Genomic DNA, 19,748 nt, shown 5'->3' with positions numbered 1-19,748 from the left:
ATCTATGGACAAGCTGCCCTTTATCCTGGTTTTGATATCTATTTTTACGCATGCCTACTGGAACTATCTTATCAAAAGTTCTGAGAACAAACATATTTTTACGGCCCTGAGCAAAATAGCGGAAACTGCCATTTTTGCAATTCCCGCAATCTACTTTTTTACGGTTTCGGACTTTAAGGTCAGCTTCCTTTGGTTAATTCATGTTGCCGCCCTTATCACATTTTTTAATTATTTCTTTTTGTCCAGTGCCTATAAATATGGAGACCTTTCATTGGTGTACCCGGTTTCCCGATCCAGTATCATATTCTTACCCGTTTTGGCCTATTTTTTTATTGGGGAAACCGTGGACACTGTTGGCATTGTGGCCATCGTGCTGATAATCTTGGGAACCTTTATAATGCACTTGGATTCTTTTGATAAAAAAGGGGTGCGCTCCATTCTGTCAAATATTGGAAACAAGGGAAGTGTATATGCCCTCTTGGCTGCACTAGCCGTGGCCGGCTATACCCTTTGGGACAAGGTTTCGGTAACCAAAATGGAACCTTTTCTGTATTTCTATCTGTATACTTTGGTCATTGCTGTGTTCTACAATTTATTTGCGTCCTTTAAATTTTCCAAGCTCGAAGTTAAAAGTGAGTGGCAGAAAAATAGGTCCAAAATTATTCAAGTGGGATTCTTTAATAGTTTTACCTACATATTGGTCTTAACAGCCTTGACCATGAGCAAAGCCACCTATGTTGGTGGGTTAAGGCAGCTGAGTATTGTTGTTGGGGCCTTTCTTGGTTATAAGTTGCTCAATGAAAATCTAAGCAAGCCCAAAATAGCGGGCATATTGATCTCCATCATTGGTGGAAGTTTAATATATATTGCCAAATAATAACGCTTTTAAGGATGAAAACTTTACAACTACAATCCAAGCCCGAGGTCTCCTCGGTTTTTGCAAACTATCCCGATACGGTACGCAAGCAAATGGAAGCCCTACGGGAATTGGTTTTGGAAGTGGCCCAAGAAGACCCCAAGATCACCGAACTTGGAGAGACTCTAAAATGGGGCGAACCCAGTTACGTGACCAAAAATGGCAGCACCCTGCGTATGGATTGGAAGGCTAAAGCGCCCAACCAATATGCGCTTTATTTTCAGTGCACCAGCAAGCTAGTGCCCACTTTTAAGCTGATCTATGGCAAGCAATTTACCTATGAGGGCAGCCGGGCCATTATTTTTCAACTGGATGATGAACTCCCAAAGGCCGAACTCAAAAACTGCATCCGTGCTACCCTAAACTATCACAAATTAAAGCACTTGCCCAATTTGGGATTGTAAGTCATCTCGAGTGTAGGCGAGAGGTCTTGCCGCCACCTTGCCCAAATAACCGTTTATTCGGATTTTTGTATCATCCAAAAACAATACAAATTGAACATTAGAAAAGCCACAGCATCCGATGAAGATCAAGTATGGGAAATTTTCTCCGAAGTAATCCAAACCGCCGACACGTATGTATTTGATCCAAATACTCCAAAATCTGATCTGAAGAAGCATTGGTTTGCAGATTACATGGACACTTTTGTATTGGAAGATCAAGGCAAGATTCATGGCACTTATATCATAAAGCCAAATCAAATAGATCTGGGCAACCATATTGCCAATTGCAGTTATATGGTGGGGCCAAATGCCCAAGGCAGGGGAATTGGGAAAAAACTGTGCGAACACTCCATCCAATTTGCAAAGGAAAAGGGCTATCACGCGATTCAGTTCAACATTGTGGTAAGCACAAACAAGGGCGCGGTAGCATTGTGGAAAAAGTATGGTTTTGAGATCATTGGAACCACCCCAAATGGATTCAGACATCCAAAGTTGGGACTTGTGGATACCTTTATCATGTACAAAGCACTGTAATACCTATGTCGCTGTATCAAAACTTAATGGGAATGGGGGAAAAGTTCTTTAAAAAGAACGTGCTTCTCAAATATGGGTTCAATCTATCGCCCATGTACCGAAGGAGCACGGGTAGAATTACTTTTGTTTCCGAAGACCTGTTGACCATTACGATGAAACTTCCCATCACTTACAAAAACCGAAATTATGTGAATTCCATTTTTGGGGGCAGCATGTTCTCTGCCGTGGATCCCATTCCCATGGTACAATTGATCAACTTATTGGGTCCCGATTATGTGGTCTGGGACAAATCTGCTGAAATTTTCTTTAAGCGCCCAGCCAAAGAAACATTGTATGCCGAGTTCAATTATACCTTAGAAGAACTTGAGGAAATCAAAGCCCAAGTAGCCCAGCAAAATGAAATAGAGATCATAAAAACCACCGATCTCACCAACAAGGACAAAAGCAAGATATTCTGCCAAATCAAAAAAACCATTTACATTGCTGACAAAGTCTATTTTAAAGAAAAAAGGGCCAGAAAACGACCTTGAAAACTGTTCTGATTGTAGTATCTTGTTGCCTACAAAAACAAGGACTTTTTTTTCCAAGCTAACTCAAAACATCTACCCATGACCGATTTGGAAATTGCCAAAGGCGTTACCCTACAACCCATTACCAACATTGCAGAAAAATTTGGAGTCGATCCAGATTCCATAGAAATGTATGGCAAGTACAAGGCCAAACTGCCCTTGGACGCCATTGACAAGCAAAAAGCGAGCGAAAGTAATCTCGTACTGGTTTCGGCCATTTCACCAACTCCGGCCGGAGAGGGCAAGACCACCATGTCCATTGGCTTGACCGAAGGCCTGAACCGATTGGGCAAAAAAACGACAGTAGTGTTGCGGGAGCCTTCTCTGGGGCCTGTTTTTGGCATTAAAGGTGGTGCCACAGGGGGTGGATACTCGCAGGTACTCCCTATGGAAGATATTAATCTGCATTTTACAGGGGATTTTTCCGCCATTGAAAAAGCGCACAACCTACTCTCAGCAGTCATAGACAATAACATTCAAAGTAAAACAAGGTCATTGCGCCTAGATCCCAGAACCATTGGTTGGAAAAGGGTGATGGACATGAACGATCGTTCCCTTCGCCATGTGATCGTAGGCTTGGGCGGAACCACATCCGGTATACCTCGGGAAACTGGTTTTGACATCACCGCCGCTTCAGAAATTATGGCCATTCTTTGCTTGGCCGAAAATCTGAGCGACCTGAAAGAACGTTTAGGCAATATTTTCATTGGCTATACTTTTGACAAAGAGCCCATTTACGCCAAAGACCTAAAGGCCGAAGGTGCTATGACAGCTTTGCTAAAAGATGCGGTAAAACCGAATTTGGTGCAGACCATGGAGGGGAACCCGGCCATTATCCACGGCGGACCTTTTGCCAATATTGCGCAAGGAACCAACTCCGTAATCGCTACACGAATGGGAATGACACATTCGGACTATACCGTTACCGAGGCTGGTTTTGGGTTTGATCTGGGGGCCGAAAAATTCTTTGACATCAAATGCCAGAGTGCTGGCTTAAAACCGAAAGCGGTTGTGCTTACAGCTACTATTCGAGCTTTAAAATATCATGGGGGAGCAGATTTAAAATCCTTAACGGAACCCAATGTGGAAGCTCTTAAAAAAGGATTGCCCAATCTGGAAAAGCATTTGGAGAACATTGCAAAGTTTAATGTGGTTCCTGTGATTGCTATCAATAGATTTGTATCGGATACTGATGAGGAAATCAATGTTATCAAGGAATTGGCCACATCCAAAGGTGTTCGCGTAGCCCTAGCCGAGGTTTGGGCCAAGGGAGGTGCCGGAGCCGAGGAGTTGGCCCAACATGTAATCGATATTGTGGAATCCAACGTTTCCGATTTTAAACCGCTCTACAATTGGGAATCCAGTGTTGTGGACAAAATTGCCACCATTGCTACGGAGATCTATGGTGCGGAGCATGTGGATTATACTTCCAGGGCCAAAGCACATCTTAGAAAAATCTCCAATTTGGGATTGGACCATTTACCGGTCTGTATTGCAAAGACTCAAAAATCATTGTCGGACAATCCCAAACTTTTAGGACGGCCCAAAGACTTTATCATCACGGTACGAGAGATTGAAATTGCCGTAGGTGCTGGATTTTTGGTTCCCATTACCGGAGACATTATGCGTATGCCCGGCTTGCCTGCAACACCTTCATCCGAAGGTATTGATGTAAGCGATGACGGGGAGATTTCAGGTTTGTTTTAACGGATAGAATCCATTTATTGTCAGCTCGACCCGACATGATGACTATATCTTCTGCAACCAGTATCGCATATCCACTTCCTTCGAAATGATGTCTTTGACTTCAGATAGCTTTACACGCTGTTGCTCCATGGTGTCCCTGTGACGGATGGTAACGGTTTCATCTTCCAAAGTTTGATGGTCAACCGTAACACAGAAAGGTGTTCCCGCAGCATCCTGGCGACGGTAACGTCTACCTACAGCATCTTTTTCGTCATAGACCACGTTGAAATCCCATTTCAATTCATCAATAAGTTTGTGGGCCACTTCTGGAAGTCCATCACGCTTTAACAATGGTAAAACTGCTGCTTTGGTGGGTGCCAATACCGCTGGAATCTTCAAAACCGTTCTTGTGGTGCCATTTTCCAGTTCCTCTTCTTTCAACGAGTTGGAGAACACTGCCAAGAACATACGATCTAGACCAATGGAGGTTTCAAGTACGTAGGGCACATAGCTCTTGTTTTCTTCCGGGTCAAAATATTGCAACTTCTTCCCTGAATATTCTTCGTGCTGACTTAAATCGAAATCGGTGCGGGAATGGATTCCTTCCAGTTCCTTAAACCCAAATGGAAACTTGAATTCAATATCGGCTGCAGCATCTGCGTAGTGTGCCAATTTCTCATGGTCATGGAATCGGTAGTTGTCCTTGCCCATTCCCAAAGAAAGGTGCCAGTTCAAACGCTTTTCTTTCCATTTCTCATACCATTCTTGTTGGGTTCCCGGTTTAATGAAATATTGCATCTCCATTTGTTCAAACTCCCGCATACGGAAGATGAACTGGCGGGCCACGATCTCGTTACGGAATGCTTTTCCGGTTTGGGCAATCCCAAACGGAATTTTCATACGCCCTGTTTTCTGTACATTCAAAAAGTTGACGAAGATTCCCTGGGCTGTCTCGGGACGCAGGTATAGATCCATGGCAGAATCTGCAGAAGCTCCCAATTTGGTGCCAAACATCAGATTGAACTGTTTAACATCCGTCCAGTTTTTAGATCCTGAAAGGGGACAGGCAATTTCCAATTCTTCGATCAAAGCCTTTACATCGGCCAAATCTTCATTTTCAAGCGATTTTCCCAAACGTTTTAGAATTCCATCGGCCTTGGCCTGGTAATCCAATACCCGTTGGTTGGTGGCCAAAAATTGTTCTTTATCAAAACTATCCCCAAAGCGTTTAGCCGCTTTTTTGACTTCCTTATCTATTTTAGCCTCAATTTTGGCCACATGGTCTTCGACCAAAACATCGGCACGGTATCTTTTTTTGGAATCTTTATTATCGATCAATGGATCATTGAAGGCATCCACGTGACCTGAGGCTTTCCAAGTGGTGGGGTGCATAAAAATGGCCGCATCAATCCCAACTATGTTGTCGTTGAGCTGCACCATGGCCTGCCACCAATATTCGCGAATGTTCTTTTTTAGCTCAACCCCGTTTTGTGCGTAGTCGTAAACAGCGCTGAGTCCGTCATAAATCTCACTGGATTGGAATACATACCCATACTCCTTTGCATGCGAGATTACCTTCTTAAAAATGTCTTCTTGATTTGCCATGCGGCAAAAATAGAATTTTGCCTAAAAAGAAAAGCCCTATTTCAACTGAAATTCGGCAGAAGCCAACAGTCTTTCATCCTCAAACACATTTAGGGTGTAAATTCCTTCAGAAAGAGAGCCCTCTGGAACAGTAATGGCGTCGCAAATACTTATTTCTTTTCCGGTAAAAATTAATTCTACCCGTTTGCTATAGGTATTGCCACTTACAGAGATTGTACTGGCGTTATCTTCAATAACCGCCATGTTGGGGTCCAAAAACTGCAGGTATAACACTTTTTCATGATCATCTTGGTTTGGATCGGCCAAAATGATGACACAACCACGCAGTTTTTCTATAGTGGATGCCTTATTGGTCTTCAATGGTCTTCCTGCTCTTAATCTAAAACCACTGCCTTCGGCATTTTGCAGTTTTAGATAGCTTTTCATTTTGAGCTCCCTGGCCAACTCTCTATTGGTCTCGCGCAATAAAGATTCCGCTTTTTCTATATTACTTGCCCTTCCCCGAGCTTCCTCCAATTGTTTTCTGGTTTCTTCAAACCTACTGGCCAAGAGACTATTATTGTATCTAAGAAAGTTGTTCTTTAGTTTTAGGCTATCAAATTTGACTTCCAACATTCGAAGTTCTTTTCGGGACTCTTTCAATTTGGTTATGCTGAAGTTTAGCCTTCCCACAGAATCTATTAATTGCTGCACTTTGAACCTAGAGGTTTGTAGTTCAATATCGTTTACCTCATTTAAACCAGACAATCGGTCAACCTCTGCCTTCATTAAGGTCAAATCCTTTACCAAAAGGGATTTTTCCTGTTCCAGAAAGGACATCTGGTTTTTAGATTGGGCATAACTATAGTAGAAGGCTATTAAAATACCCACGATCACAGCGACAAGTGCTGCAAAAATAATCTTGTAGTTGAAATTGTTATCTTGGGCATCCATGGGTTAATAGACTACTCTAAAACATATAAGATTTGACTTCGAAAAGGTTGGCTAAGATACTAAACGAGATTAACAACATCCTATTGCCACAGGTATGTTTTGGATGTAATGCGCAATTAACCAGAGGAGAAAGCGTATTGTGTACCGTTTGTCGACATGAGCTGCCACTCACCGATCATAACTTTACCAGTGACAATGTGGTAGACCGTATGTTTTATGGGAGGATTCCTATAAAAAAAGCAGCTTCTTTCGTGTTTTTTTCCAAAAATGGAATTGTAAAGAATCTTTTGCATCAACTTAAATATAAAAATCAAGAGCAAATTGGTGGTTTTTTTGGGGATTGGTTCGGTTCCCAATTGAAGGGAGAAAAATTGCTTAAAACAGTGGATGTCGTCGTTCCGGTACCATTACACCCCAAAAAAGAGAAAAAACGGGGTTATAACCAAGTATCCCTATTTGCCCAGCATATTGCCGCGTCCATAGATGCTGAATATAGAAATGACATACTTTTAAGGGCAATCAACACAAAAACCCAAACAAAAAAGGATAGGCAATTGCGCTGGGAAAACGCAAAGGATGTTTTTCAATTGAATCCTCTTATAGAAAAGAACTTCAACCATATCTTGTTAGTTGATGATGTAATTACCACTGGAGCCACCATAGAGGCCTGCGCAAAAACATTATATCAAATTAAAGATGTAACCATTTCCGTGGTCAGTATTGCGGTAGTTCCATAGGTTAAATTTTATTAATGCCGGGTTTCAGTTTTCAAATTAGTTGTTTCTTTGTCCCATTCTAGTTTTTAAGATGCGATACCTAAAAAAACTATTGAGCTTTTCTTTTCTTGTCCTAATGGGCTTGGCGCTTTGGCAATGTGCAAAAAGAGGAAACCCGTCAGGTGGCCCCAAGGATTTTGACCCTCCAAAATTACTGCGGACAGAACCCGAAAATTTTACAACCAGTTTCAAGGCCGAGAAAATACGATTGTACTTTGATGAGCTTATAAAATTGGAAGATGTACAGAATCAATTGATTGTTTCCCCTCCATTAAAATACCCGCCAGAAGTAATGCCTTTGGGTGGCCCAAGCAAATACATTGAAGTGGTCATTAAGGATACCTTAAAAGAAAACACAACCTACACCCTTAATTTTGGGCAAAGTATAGTGGACAATAACGAAGGGAATCCCAATAGCTTTTTAACCTATGTTTTTTCCACTGGCACTTATATTGACTCTTTAACACTTTCAGGAGCGGTTAAAGATGCTTTTAACCGAAAGGCCGATCAGTTTATAAGTGTTATGCTGTATGAATTGGATAGCACCTATACGGATTCAACCATTTACAAAAGACCACCCAACTATATCACAAATACGCTAGACAGTTTACCCTTATTTGAGCTTAAAAACCTAAAAGCGGGGCAATATATTTTAGCGGGTCTAAAGGATATAAACAAAAACAATCTTTTTGATCAGCGGCAAGACAAAATTGGGTTTTTAACCGATACCATCACCCTACCCACAGATTCCATTTATTTGCTTAACCTCTTTCAAGAAAAGCCAGGTTATAGTATTTCTGTGCCCAGTTATGCTGCCAAGAACCGCATTCTGTTTGGTTACCAAGGTGATTCCAGAAATATTCAAATAGAAGCTTTAACGGAATTGCCTGATTCCGTAAAGGTCAAAATTCTAAAAGACAGGGAGAGAGACACTTTAGATTATTGGCTTACACCAACGGATATAGATTCCATTATTTTTACTGTGACCAATACGAAGTTGGAACAAATTGACACTTTTACAGTAAAAACCCGAAAATTGCCTTTGGATTCTTTACGCCTGAGTTCCAGTGTTAAGGGCTCCATGAATTTTGAGGACTCATTCAGTGTTTTGGCAAGTACGCCTCTTACAGCCTTGGATACTACAAAAATGGGCTTTTTTATAAGTGATTCTATTAGTGCGCCTTATAGTTTTGAATTGGATTCCATAAATAATAAGGTTGATTTTGATTTTGAGGTTGAGCCCAACCAAAGTTATACCTTTGATTTCTTGCCAGGTGCCTTTACGGATTTCTTTGGCATTCAAAACGATACATTATCCTATAGATTGTCAACGGGAAGCTATGCCGATTATGGAAATCTACAAATCAATATCAGCGGAGCGGTCCGTTATCCTCTAATTGTACAATTGACCAACGAAAGAGGGGAAGTGCAACGCGAAATTTATGCGACCGAACCTAAACCCTTTGGTTTTAATAATCTTGATGTTGGGGAATATCAGCTAAGAGTAATTTTTGACGATAACGGCAATGGTGTATGGGATACCGGGAATTATTTGAAAAAAATACAGCCTGAAAAAGTGAGTTATTATCCGAATAAAATTGAAATGAGGGCCAACTGGGAACAAGTTGAAACCTTTACAGTTTTACCAGATTAAATTCGTCCCGGTCTTCCAAGAACTTTAACTTGGCCCTAGTTTCATCAATATGTTTTTTGTCTAAAGTGGCAAATAGGGTTTCTTCTTTTTCAGAATATGCAATTTGATTTCCCAAGGTATCATAAACTGCTGAATGGCCCGAATATTCATATCCCAATCCATCCAATCCAATTCTGTTCACACCCACACAATAGGCCATATTTTCAATAGCGCGTGCCTTTAGCAGAGTGTCCCAAGCTTCAATACGTGGTTTTGGCCAGTTGGCAACATAGATTAAAACATCATAGTCTTCCACATTTCTGGCCCAGACGGGAAAGCGAAGATCATAACAGATCAATGGACAGATCTTGAACCCCAAATATTCAAAAACCAATTTGGAAGTGCCTGCCTTGTATACTTTATCCTCTCCGGCCAAAGTAAAGGTGTGCTTTTTGTCGTATGTTTTTAAGTTTCCGTTGGGATCAACAAAAAACAGGCGGTTATAATTGGTTTTATCTTCGGAAAAAACAATACTTCCTATAACGGCCGTACCTTGTTGTTTTGCTACATGCTTCATCCACTCCACTGTTTTCTCCCCTTCTTCGGCCTCAACATTTTCTGGATTCATGGTAAATCCAGTGGAGAACATTTCCGGGAGGATTATTAAATCCACATCCCGGGAAATTGCTCGAATCTTTTCCTCAAATAACGTTCTATTCGCTTTAGGATCTTCCCAAATCAAATGGGATTGGATCAAGGCCAGCTTTAGTTTTGTGTCCATAGCTTGTACTAAAAATCCTCTGACTGCACTTCGACAGGCTCAGCGTGATATTGTTCAGGATGATTATCAAAGTTGCTAATCAAAATATACTTCAGATTCCGAAGATTTGGCCAACTGGAACAAATGCTTCAATTGGCTTTCCAAAATCCTTTCTTGAGAAAGTTCAGGGAGTTTTTCCAAGGGAAAAAAATCGGCTCCGAGCATGTCAAATCCTGCTTTGAGCTCGCCTCCAACAATTCTACATAGAAAAAACAATTTGTAAATATAATAGGGTTCAGGTGGATGGGCATGCACCTGTTTATCATAAACTCCCAAAAACCTGACCACCTCTGTTTTAATTCCTGTTTCTTCCTCAATCTCCTTAACCGCAGTTTCGGAGGGTGTGTTGCCAATATCTGCCCAACCCCCTGGAATAGTCCATTTACCATCAATGCTTTCCTTGGCCATTAAAATTTCATCCTTCTCATTCAATACAAGTCCCCTAACATCAACTTTTGGGGTAGGGTAGTCATTCTCCGGCATAAAAAAATCCTGTAGCACTTCAATAGGTCTGTTGGCCATATATGCCATAAGTTTTAAGCTAATTTTCTTCAATTCCTCATAGCGCTCTAAATCATACGGGTCCTTAGCATATACCAAACCGGTTTCGGAAATTGCTTTGATTCTTTTTAAAAGGTTGAGCTGTTCTTTTGAATCCATTAATTGTTTTATTCTTTGTTTTCCAATACTTCTATTAGTGTTTTGGTTCCCTGCATTTTCGCATGATCCAAGGCTGTATTACCCCTTGCATCTTTAGCCGAAGTGTCTGCCCCGTGTTCCAAGAGCAATTGTGCAATTTCAATACGGTTGAATGTTGCAGCGTAAATGAGACTTGTAGCCCCCATGGCATTTACATGGTTTACATTGGCCCCAGCTGTAATCAATAGTTTTGCCAAGTTAACATAGCCCTTAAAACACACACCCAATAAAGCAGTATTACCTGACCCATCTTTTGCATCTATTTCTGCTCCCTTTTTCAGCAGCAATGCCGAAATTTTTTCATGATTGTAGTAGGTGGCCAGAATCAAAGGTGTTGATCCTCTTTCATCTTTGGTTTCCAACAATTTGGCATCTGATTCCAACAATTTTGAAACAGCTTCAAGATTACCGTTTCTTATTTCGCTAAAGAAGTTTTCTTTATTGTTCATAATCCTTTGGAAAGGTATAAAAAAAACTGCCACAACCTTAACGGGTGTGACAGTTCTGTATAGTTAATTTTCTTTTTCTAATGTTTGCTATGATCAGTTCAAATCAAAACGATCCAAGTTCATCACTTTGGTCCAGGCAGCTACAAAATCCTTTACAAAACGTTCTTTGGAATCGTTGCTTCCATAGACCTCTGCTATTGCTCTAAGCTCGGTGTTTGATCCAAAGATCAAATCCACTCGGGTACCTGCCCATTTCACTTCACCTGAAGCCCGGTCACGACCGGCAAAGACATTGTCTTCCTCAGAAGTTGCTCCCCATTTGGTGCTCAAATCCAGCAGGTTTACAAAAAAATCATTTGTAAGTGATCCAGCTCTGTCCGTGAAAACACCGTGCTGGGATTGTTCGTGATTAATATCAAGTACTCTAAGTCCTCCTAAAAGCACAGTCATTTCCGGAGCGGTCAATGTCAATAGTTGAGCCCTATCAATCAACATTTCCTCTGCGGATACAGAATATTTGGATTTCATGTAATTACGGAATCCATCAGCTTTAGGTTCCAGTACCGCAATGGAATCAATATCTGTTTGCTCTTGCGTGGCATCACCTCTTCCGGCAGTAAATGGAACTGTTATATCTTGACCTGCATTCTTGGCGGCCTGCTCAATACCTACACTTCCTCCCAGAACAATTAAATCAGCCACAGAAACTTGCTTGTTACCGGATTGTGTGCTATTGAATTCTTTTTGAATTCTTTCCAGCGTATCCAACACCTTTGATAGTTGCTCCGGATTGTTCACCTCCCAATTTTTCTGCGGTTCCAATCTGATTCGAGCTCCATTGGCTCCTCCTCTTTTATCTGAACCACGGAAAGTTGAGGCCGAAGCCCAAGCCGTGCCCACCAATTCTGAAATAGATAGACCCGAAGCCAAAATATTGGCTTTTAAAGCAGCAACATCTTCATCATTGATAAGCTCATGTTCCACCACTGGAATGGGATCTTGCCAGATAAGTTCTTCCGTGGGGACTTCCGATCCAAGGTAACGTGCAATAGGTCCCATATCACGATGCGTAAGTTTAAACCAGGCGCGTGCAAAAGCATCGGCAAAATCATCAGGATTTTCATGGAAACGTCTTGAGATTTTCTCATACTCTGGGTCCATGCGCAAAGAGAGGTCCGTGGTCAACATAATTGGGGTATGGCGTTTGGTCGAATCGTGCGCATCTGGAACGCTATTGGCCCCAGCACCATGTTTTGGTATCCATTGGTGTGCTCCCGCCGGGCTTTTTGTTAATTCCCATTCGTAACCAAACAGGTTCCAGAAAAAGTTGTTGCTCCATTTGGTCGGCGTAGTTGTCCAAGCACCTTCCAAACCACTGGTGATGGTATCTCCAGCATTCCCAGTTCCAAAGTTGTTTTTCCAACCCTTACTTTGCTCTTCAATTCCAGCGGCGGCAGGTTCACGCTCAACGTATTTTCCAGGATCCGCTGCTCCGTGGGTTTTTCCAAAGGTGTGCCCGCCCGCAATAAGAGCAACGGTTTCCTCATCGTTCATTGCCATTCTGCCAAAGGTTTCACGAATATCATGAGCAGCGGCAATTGGGTCAGGATTTCCGTTTGGCCCCTCTGGGTTCACATAAATTAATCCCATTTGTACCGCACCAAGGGGGTTTTCCAATTCCCGGTCTCCTTCATAACGCTTGTCGCCCAACCATTCAGTCTCTGCCCCCCAATAAATATCCTCTTCCGGTTGCCAAACATCTTCACGCCCTCCGGCAAAACCAAAGGTTTTAAAACCCATGGATTCCAAAGCGCAGTTTCCTGCAAGAATCATCAAATCTGCCCAAGAAATCTTCTTCCCATATTTTTGTTTTATCGGCCATAACAATAATCGCGCTTTGTCAAGGTTTGCATTATCCGGCCAACTATTTAATGGCGCAAAACGTTGTGTCCCAGAGCCTGCCCCTCCACGGCCATCGGCAATACGATACGTCCCCGCACTATGCCATGCCATCCTGATGAAAAATGGACCATAGTGTCCATAATCTGCGGGCCACCAATCTTGGGAATCTGTCATTAAATCAAAAAGATCTTTTTTAATAGCGTTCAAATCAAGTGTCTTAAACTCTTCTGTGTAGTTGAAGTCCTCATCCATAGGGTTGGACAAGGAAGAGTGTTGACGAAGGATATTTAATTTTAACTGGTTGGGCCACCAATCGTGGTTGGATGTACCTCCCCCTGCGCCATGTTTTACAGCACCATTCATAAATGGACACTTACTAGCCCCATTCTGATTGCCCCCTGCGGCTTCCGTTGCCGATGTTGTTGATTTTTTACTCATGATAGTATGTTGTTTAAATGTATTTCTTAACCTCCATAAAATTAAGAAAACAGCAGTCCGGATAATAGACGATTAATATTAAAATGTTATTAAAACATAAATATTATTTATATCCAGAGCAACATGCCAAATTCACCCAAACCCTGTTTTTAGCATAAACAACGCCATGGTTTGGCATATTTGCCCCCTTAAGTAGTTGTTTTATACCTTATCTTTGATTTTGAGCATTCTCGATATACTAAAAATGTACTAAGGGTGTCCAATCCGCGTACGTTTAATCGTCTTTACCGTGAGTCATATAATAAATCTATAATTAACTCAAATATCATTACAGATGAAAAAACTGATTTTACCAATTGTTGCCCTACTGCTCTTTAGCTTTAGCGCTGACACTTTTAAACTGACCGATGATGATCGCAAAATGGCAATCAAGCATTTGACAGAAACCCGTGATCATATGTCAAAAGTGCTTAACGGTCTTACCGATGAACAACTAAACTTTCTTCCCGAAGAAGAAGCATGGTCCATAGCTCAATGTGTAGAACATTTGGCTATTTCTGAAAATGCTTTTGGAGGTCTGATACAAAAAACCGTGGCCTCTGGTGCGAATCCAGCCTTAAAAGATTCCCTAAAGTTCAAGGATGACCAACTCATGGGTATTATAACGGACAGAACCAATAAGGTAAAAACGAGAGAACCTTTTGAGCCTTCTGGCAAATTTGGCTCCCATGAAGCTACCGTAAAGACTTTTATGGATAAAAGAAATGAGCATATAGCATACATCGAGTCCACAGAGGATGATTTAAGAAACCGCTTCAGCAACGATTTGCCCTTTGGTACTGTTGATGGCGTACAACTTATCATCTTTATGGCCGGACATACAGAACGCCATGTAAAGCAAATGGAAGAAGTAATGGCACACAAACTTTTCCCAAAGTGAAAATAAAGTGCCCGTTAACACTTATTGGCAAACCCTTTCCAGATTGGAAGGGGTTTATTTTTTACCTTTATCCTTTCTTTCAAATACAGCATATGAAAATAGTAAAATCCGTTGCTTTTACCGTATTGATGCTACTGATGGTCAATGTAAATGCGCAAACTAAAAAGGATAGAAAAGTAATAAATGATGCAAAAAAAGCAAAGAAAACACTATTGAAGGCTGATAGTGGTCTTGAACGCTTTTTTGATAACTCTGCAGGTTATGTTCTTTTTCCCAATGTGGGCAAAGGAGGTTTCATTATTGGTGGCGCCTCTGGGAATGGAGTAGTTTATGAAGCTGGTGAAATGGTTGGAATGGCAGGACTTAAAAAGTTGAACGTTGGTCTGCAGGCTGGTGGACAGGCGATTATTGAGGTTATCTTTTTTGAAACCCCGGTGGATTTGGCGCGTTTTAAAGAAGGTAAATTTGCCTTTGCTGCAGAAACTTCGGCAGTTGCCCTAAAATCTGGGATTGCGTTCAACGCAAAATATAAAGATGGGGTGGCTGTTTTTGCACTTCCAAAGGCTGGTCTTATGGCCGATGCATCTGTGGGTGGGCAAAAATTTAGCTTCCGCCCATTCTAAGATTTTTTTCGATATGAAAAAGCCCATGAAGATATGATTATCCACATGGGCTTTTTTTGAAGTTTATTCCTATCAGAACTGATATCTGATTCCCAATCCTAGGTCAAAATCAAAATCGCTGCCATAACCTTCATCGTTAAAACCTATTTCTGGTCTAACATCAAGGGACAAAAGCAATGGAATCTTAAAATTATACTCTATTCCAATGCCCCCGGCCAGTAATGCAAAGGTGCTGGAACCTGCACCATCAACACTAACATTTCCTACACCCGCCCCGGCACCTACGTACCAGTGAAAAGAACGATCTAAAGGCATTACCCATTGGTAAAGACCAACTAACTTAAAAGCATCATAAGAATCTTTTTTGTTTCTAATTCCTAAATCCAGTTCAAGCCGGTTTGCATCTGAAAGGCCAAGTTGATAACTGATTTCCGCACCAAATCCATCATCGTCACCAACACGGATTCCCAAAGCATGTTTTGAAATTTCCTGGGCTTGGCACTGAAATACCAATGCAAGACTAAAAACTAGTGTAAATAAAACGTGTTTCATAGTTATGGTTATTTATGTTTGTTGGAATAATCTACGTGCTTTTTGTAGCGCTTGGATGTTTTGTATTAGAGATTGCATTGTTCAATAACATACTAATGATGCCCTTTTGGAGTGAAATCTTCTGGAGCATTCTGAGGTAACTTAGTGGTTCCTGAATCTCCCGTATCGTTAAAAATTGTCCATTCTGAAAAGGTGTAAGAAGGGTTGCCTTTGTTTATGTTTGCATTGCGTACCGCCCTGCCATCTTCAAATTCATGGTTGGTGCCAGAGCCATCCTCACCAATAACCCCAAACCTGTCGATAACCATCCCAAAGGGGTCCACCAATTCCAAATTATCATCTCCGTTGGAATCTGCTGGACTGTTCGTTGATACACCCAGGTCTGGCGGAAACCCATAAACCAATTCAAATTCCTCGGCATTGGGTGAAATCACCAATGTGCTTTGAGCTTCAATAATAAATCCAGATAAATCAATGGAAGAACTAATCTCTGTTTTATCATTGGTAAAACGATTCAACACCCATTTGTTAAAGTCCAAGGGCTGCGAGGCGGCATTATACAACTCAACAAAACGAGCACTGGAATTGTTGTCAGGGTCTGCTAATTCTGAAATAAAAATCTGTCTCGATGTAAACTCTGTGATGATTTCAGGACAACGGTCATTGATAAAATCTAAATCTCTCAAATCCCGAATAACGATTTGGTTTTTCTTTCCATTTTTTTTCAGAATTCCGGTTATTGCTCCATTTCCTTCAGGTAAAATTTCTGCCTGAAAATCTGAAAAACCAGAATTCAACATTACAATTTCATTTTCCTCACAGTCTTTAAGAGTAATCTCTGTCTCTTCTTTTGGCAACGCAAAGGTCATTCCCAATGCTTCATCAACAACTTCCAAACTATCGATTTTGACCAAAATGTTTGTAGTTAGATTTTCCAAATCAGGAATAGTCGTCAAAACAGGTTTTACCATTTCCTTATCTTCACATAACAAGAAAATATGTTCAGGAATCTTCAAAGCAGGTAATCTTCCTACTGATACATTCCCGAAAGCCGAAAAAGACCCGCCCAATTTGAGTGTTTCACCACTTTTTCCAAGGTACAATCCTTTCAGTTTCACCTGAACTTTGCTTCCTGTTTCAAAAAATAGATGTGAGTCTCGTAAATCAACTTCAAGTTGAAGGCCTTTAGTGGGTATTGTTGGGTGGTCTTGTAGGTGAATGACACCAAAAAAGTTTCCAGCCCTGTCCGATGAAATCACATATCCTTCAATGATTAAATCTTCATGAATTTGAATAGTCTCTCCTTTAAATAAAGTATCCAGTTCCTCAAAACTGATATTCGCCTGTAAATTGGAATCGCAATCTTGTTCCAGAGCATCAAAATCAGAGCCTACAACACAAGAAAAAAATAGGATTGAACTCAGTAAATAGCATGTCTTATTTATAGATTTCATTGTTATTAATAATATTTGGTTTATAGTTAAAAGCTTATGGCGAGGTTCAAAAAATATGTCCGCCCATAGCTATACCAATATTTTGGTCCAAAAGAAGGAGTCCCACTTAAATTGTCTTTTTGGAGTTGTCGATAATTACCATTCCGACTCTGTTCGTAACCTCCGGTTCTAAAAGCCGCTCCAAATACATTGTTCACGCTCACAAAAGCGCTGATATATTTTTTGTTTACCAACCATGATTTGCCTCCAACGATATTGAGCAAGTAGATATCATCCAGCCTTTGCTGTTTTAAAATTCGGGTTACATTTTCATCAGTAGCATCCGGAAAAGGTTCACCTGTATCAGGGTTAAACAAAAAGCTTTGGGTGCGGGTTATGGTTGAGGGATTCAAATAATTATTGGTCAAATAATTGGTAGTGGCGCTGACCCACCAATATTTTGGGGCTCTATATTCCACTCCCAGTGCAAAAGCGGTTTGTGGTCCTTGTGCCAATTTCAGTTCCTTTAGACTGGCAATACCTAAATCCAAATTGCCTTCAACGTTCAATAGTTCCTCTTCGTTCCCTGCAGTATCAAAGTTTATGGCAACAGAAGGGTCACTGGCATATACATATTGTCCCAGATTTCCTGCTGCAGATAACTTTACACTTGAAGAAACTTCATATTCTAGTCCAAGTTCAATTCCTTTATGGAGCTTGTCCAATCCTGTAATCACTTCCTGAACAAAATCGGAACCAAAACCTGAATCCACATAAAAGAAATTGATATCCGTTGTGTGTTGAAATCTGGTATAGAATGCACTTACACGTCCAGTAACATCTGGTAATCTGATGAAGTAACTTAAATCAACAGCTGTGATAATCTCCTTTTGGATTTCCGGAACAATATCATTGTTTTCCCTAGGATTGACGAACATATTCTGGATGGTGGGAGGTCTGTTCACAAGTGCCCCATTCACCGTAAACCAATGTCTTCCAGAAAGGAAATAAGAAACTCCTGATTTAAGTCCCAAACCAGAAAAGGAAATTTTATCTCCATTGCCCAAGGAATTTTCCAAAAAGCGTTCGTTTTGAAAAAGACCTTCTCTTTGGGTATTAAAACCAGAAAAAGATGCCGAAGCAAATCCCTTCCAACGTTTAAAATTTGCTTCAATCTGTGCAAAACCTGTAAACTGGGAGGCCATTAGGTTATAGTGGTAGTTGAACTTCTCTCCTTTCGTCTTGGTCAAGCTGCCAGCCATATCATTCTTTGTCCCTGAAAAAGAATCAGTATCCTCATGGTATTCGGCTCCCAATAAATCATCAATTTCAGCAAAGTTTTTAGAGATAAGCGTTCTGTAGTTTGCTCCCGCCCCCGCGCTGAAATGTTCATTAATCGTATAGTTTGCAGCACTGGAAAAGGTTATTTGTCTATCACTTGCCACATCATTGTACAGTATGTAGGATGCCTTTCCTTCATTTGATATGTTGGTGTTGGCCCTATACATTGTCTCCCATTGGATTTGCGAATTCTGAAAGAGGCCATCCTTGGCAAAAGCTGCATTTCTGAAATCAGCGCCCAAAGGACTGTTCACATAAAAACTGGGCAAATATTTGTAATACGTAGGGTCTGGATTTGCAGCGCTATAATATCCCAATCTGCTTCTGGTATTGCTCCCTACTTGATAGGCAACTCCCGTCATCCAATTTAGTTTATCCGATTGAAAAAAGTGGTTCAACATAAATAAGGGTTCAAAAATTTCCCTAGTTCTTGAGTTCCTTATTTCTCCACCTTGGCTTCCCCAATAGGGATTGTACTTGCTTCCCATCAAATCAAAAACCTCTTGGGTAATTGCCGAGGAGCGGCCTCTCCGGTTTTTGGCCAAAATGGCGGTCAATACGATACTGTTTTGTGCATTCAGCTGGTATTCCAAAGCACCAAAAAATGAATAGGCATCGTACAAAGTCCCATCCACATAACCTTGACCCGCCCATCTTCTGGAAGATGAAACTGAATATGCCAATCCGCTATGCAATCCAGAATTGTACGTTGCCATTAATCTACCTCTATAAGTGCGGTTTGACATTGAACTTGACAATCGAATCCCTGGTCTAGATACCGAAGGTCTTGTATCTATATTAGTGTTGCCCAGTATTCCGCCAAATGTATATGGGTTTATTGCAAGGCCATTTGTATATTCTTGATTCCGAAGTACATCATTAAGGCCACCAAAGTTGTTCCACTGTGGTCTTCCGTCGAAGAACTTGTTCATTGGGATTCCATTAATCAGTACCTTTCCATTCCGGGAATCATAACCCCGTACCTTAAAAAATGCCTGACCAAAATCAAATGCGGCTCGATTCAGAAAAATATCCCTGCTGGACTGTAACAAGCCCGAAGAAATTGAAACGGTTTCTTCATCTCCCGATAGTTCATCATCTGTTAATGAAACAAGATTGACCTCTTTTTCTTTGACAATATCCTTTTCCAGAAAAATGTCACCCAAAGCAATGGGTTCACCATCCAAAAAAACAGGAAGTTGTTTTAAAACATAATCAGGAGCACGAATTTTAAGGGTTTGTTCTCCATTTTGAAGGATAGTGACATTAAATTGGCCATCGCTATCCGACAAAAACTTCTCGGACAATCCGTCAACCGTAACCGTTGCACTCTGAATTGGTCTTTTGGTGACCCCATCTTTAATAGTTCCTGATATTGAAGTACTTTGCTGTCCATAAAAAAGTGAGGCACAGCATAGCGCAACTTGGAACATAGCTATTCTCATAAGCTAGTTAA

18 protein-coding genes are annotated in these 19,748 nt (G+C 41.0%); 9 read left to right on the top strand and 9 right to left on the bottom strand.

Annotated elements, in window-relative coordinates:
* Window positions 1-4 precede the first annotated feature (4 nt).
* The 5 genes from ACOQO1_RS15465 (at window position 5) to ACOQO1_RS15445 (ending at window position 4,169) form a co-directional block, all read left to right on the top strand.
* Window positions 5-877, top strand: a complete 873-nt coding sequence (locus ACOQO1_RS15465; protein ID WP_420603785.1) for an EamA family transporter — start codon at window positions 5-7, stop codon at window positions 875-877.
* 14 nt (window positions 878-891) lie between these two features.
* On the top strand, window positions 892-1,320 hold the full coding sequence (locus ACOQO1_RS15460; RefSeq protein ID WP_420603784.1) for a DUF1801 domain-containing protein: 429 nt from the start codon (window positions 892-894) through the stop codon (window positions 1,318-1,320).
* 90 nt (window positions 1,321-1,410) lie between these two features.
* Entirely contained in the window at window positions 1,411-1,893 is a 483-nt protein-coding gene (locus ACOQO1_RS15455) for a GNAT family N-acetyltransferase (protein WP_420603783.1), read from the top strand.
* Window positions 1,894-1,925: 32 nt separating this feature from the next.
* Window positions 1,926-2,423, top strand: a complete 498-nt coding sequence (locus ACOQO1_RS15450; RefSeq protein WP_420603782.1) for a PaaI family thioesterase — start codon at window positions 1,926-1,928, stop codon at window positions 2,421-2,423.
* A gap of 78 nt (window positions 2,424-2,501) precedes the next feature.
* Window positions 2,502-4,169, top strand: coding sequence for a formate--tetrahydrofolate ligase (locus tag ACOQO1_RS15445; protein WP_420603781.1), 1,668 nt, complete (start codon window positions 2,502-2,504; stop codon window positions 4,167-4,169).
* A gap of 42 nt (window positions 4,170-4,211) precedes the next feature.
* Here ACOQO1_RS15445 and ACOQO1_RS15440 read toward each other — a convergent pair whose 3' ends face one another.
* On the bottom strand, window positions 4,212-5,753 hold the full coding sequence (locus ACOQO1_RS15440) for a glycine--tRNA ligase (RefSeq protein WP_420603780.1): 1,542 nt from the start codon (window positions 5,751-5,753) through the stop codon (window positions 4,212-4,214).
* Between the two features lie 36 nt (window positions 5,754-5,789).
* The gene (locus ACOQO1_RS15435; RefSeq protein ID WP_420603779.1) at window positions 5,790-6,686 is read right to left on the bottom strand and encodes a hypothetical protein; all 897 of its coding nucleotides are present in this window, start codon (window positions 6,684-6,686) and stop codon (window positions 5,790-5,792) included.
* Window positions 6,687-6,718: 32 nt separating this feature from the next.
* On the opposite strand from ACOQO1_RS15435, the gene ACOQO1_RS15430 reads away from it, so the two are divergent.
* Window positions 6,719-7,423 (top strand): ComF family protein, encoded by a 705-nt coding sequence (locus ACOQO1_RS15430; protein WP_420603778.1) that lies wholly within the window; start codon window positions 6,719-6,721, stop codon window positions 7,421-7,423.
* A gap of 70 nt (window positions 7,424-7,493) precedes the next feature.
* Window positions 7,494-9,116: an Ig-like domain-containing protein gene (locus ACOQO1_RS15425; RefSeq protein ID WP_420603777.1), complete on the top strand. Its 1,623-nt coding sequence runs from the start codon at window positions 7,494-7,496 to the stop codon at window positions 9,114-9,116.
* On the opposite strand, the gene ACOQO1_RS15420 is transcribed toward ACOQO1_RS15425, so the two are convergent.
* The 4 genes from ACOQO1_RS15420 to katG all read right to left on the bottom strand — a co-directional run bounded on the left by ACOQO1_RS15420 (window position 9,097) and on the right by katG (window position 13,403).
* The gene (locus tag ACOQO1_RS15420) at window positions 9,097-9,876 is read right to left on the bottom strand and encodes an amidohydrolase (protein ID WP_420603776.1); all 780 of its coding nucleotides are present in this window, start codon (window positions 9,874-9,876) and stop codon (window positions 9,097-9,099) included. The two genes, ACOQO1_RS15425 and ACOQO1_RS15420, sit on opposite strands and share 20 nt — an antisense overlap.
* Before the next feature lie 75 nt (window positions 9,877-9,951).
* Window positions 9,952-10,575 carry an NUDIX hydrolase gene (locus ACOQO1_RS15415; RefSeq protein WP_420603775.1) on the bottom strand — a complete coding sequence of 208 codons (624 nt, stop codon included), beginning with the start codon at window positions 10,573-10,575 and terminating at the stop codon, window positions 9,952-9,954.
* A gap of 8 nt (window positions 10,576-10,583) precedes the next feature.
* The gene (locus tag ACOQO1_RS15410; RefSeq protein ID WP_420603774.1) at window positions 10,584-11,063 is read right to left on the bottom strand and encodes an ankyrin repeat domain-containing protein; all 480 of its coding nucleotides are present in this window, start codon (window positions 11,061-11,063) and stop codon (window positions 10,584-10,586) included.
* Window positions 11,064-11,156: 93 nt separating this feature from the next.
* Entirely contained in the window at window positions 11,157-13,403 is a 2,247-nt protein-coding gene (katG, locus tag ACOQO1_RS15405) for a catalase/peroxidase HPI (protein WP_420603773.1), read from the bottom strand.
* 334 nt (window positions 13,404-13,737) lie between these two features.
* On the opposite strand from katG, the gene ACOQO1_RS15400 reads away from it, so the two are divergent.
* The gene (locus tag ACOQO1_RS15400; protein ID WP_420603772.1) at window positions 13,738-14,343 is read left to right on the top strand and encodes a DinB family protein; all 606 of its coding nucleotides are present in this window, start codon (window positions 13,738-13,740) and stop codon (window positions 14,341-14,343) included.
* 92 nt (window positions 14,344-14,435) lie between these two features.
* Entirely contained in the window at window positions 14,436-14,966 is a 531-nt protein-coding gene (locus ACOQO1_RS15395; protein WP_420603771.1) for a hypothetical protein, read from the top strand.
* Window positions 14,967-15,038: 72 nt separating this feature from the next.
* Here ACOQO1_RS15395 and ACOQO1_RS15390 read toward each other — a convergent pair whose 3' ends face one another.
* From ACOQO1_RS15390 to ACOQO1_RS15380, 3 genes are all read right to left on the bottom strand, one after another.
* Entirely contained in the window at window positions 15,039-15,518 is a 480-nt protein-coding gene (locus ACOQO1_RS15390) for a hypothetical protein (RefSeq protein ID WP_420603770.1), read from the bottom strand.
* Window positions 15,519-15,610: 92 nt separating this feature from the next.
* On the bottom strand, window positions 15,611-16,972 hold the full coding sequence (locus tag ACOQO1_RS15385) for a DUF5689 domain-containing protein (protein WP_420603769.1): 1,362 nt from the start codon (window positions 16,970-16,972) through the stop codon (window positions 15,611-15,613).
* Between the two features lie 26 nt (window positions 16,973-16,998).
* On the bottom strand, window positions 16,999-19,737 hold the full coding sequence (locus ACOQO1_RS15380) for a carboxypeptidase regulatory-like domain-containing protein (RefSeq protein ID WP_420603768.1): 2,739 nt from the start codon (window positions 19,735-19,737) through the stop codon (window positions 16,999-17,001).
* Between the last annotated feature and the right edge of the window lie 11 nt (window positions 19,738-19,748).

Origin of the sequence: Flagellimonas sp. (genome assembly GCF_965222555.1) — a bacterium.
In the GTDB taxonomy this organism is placed as follows: Bacteria; Bacteroidota; Bacteroidia; order Flavobacteriales; family Flavobacteriaceae; genus Flagellimonas.
The sequence above is the reverse complement of the archived record's forward strand: the minus strand, read 5'-3'. Positions and strand labels throughout refer to the sequence as shown.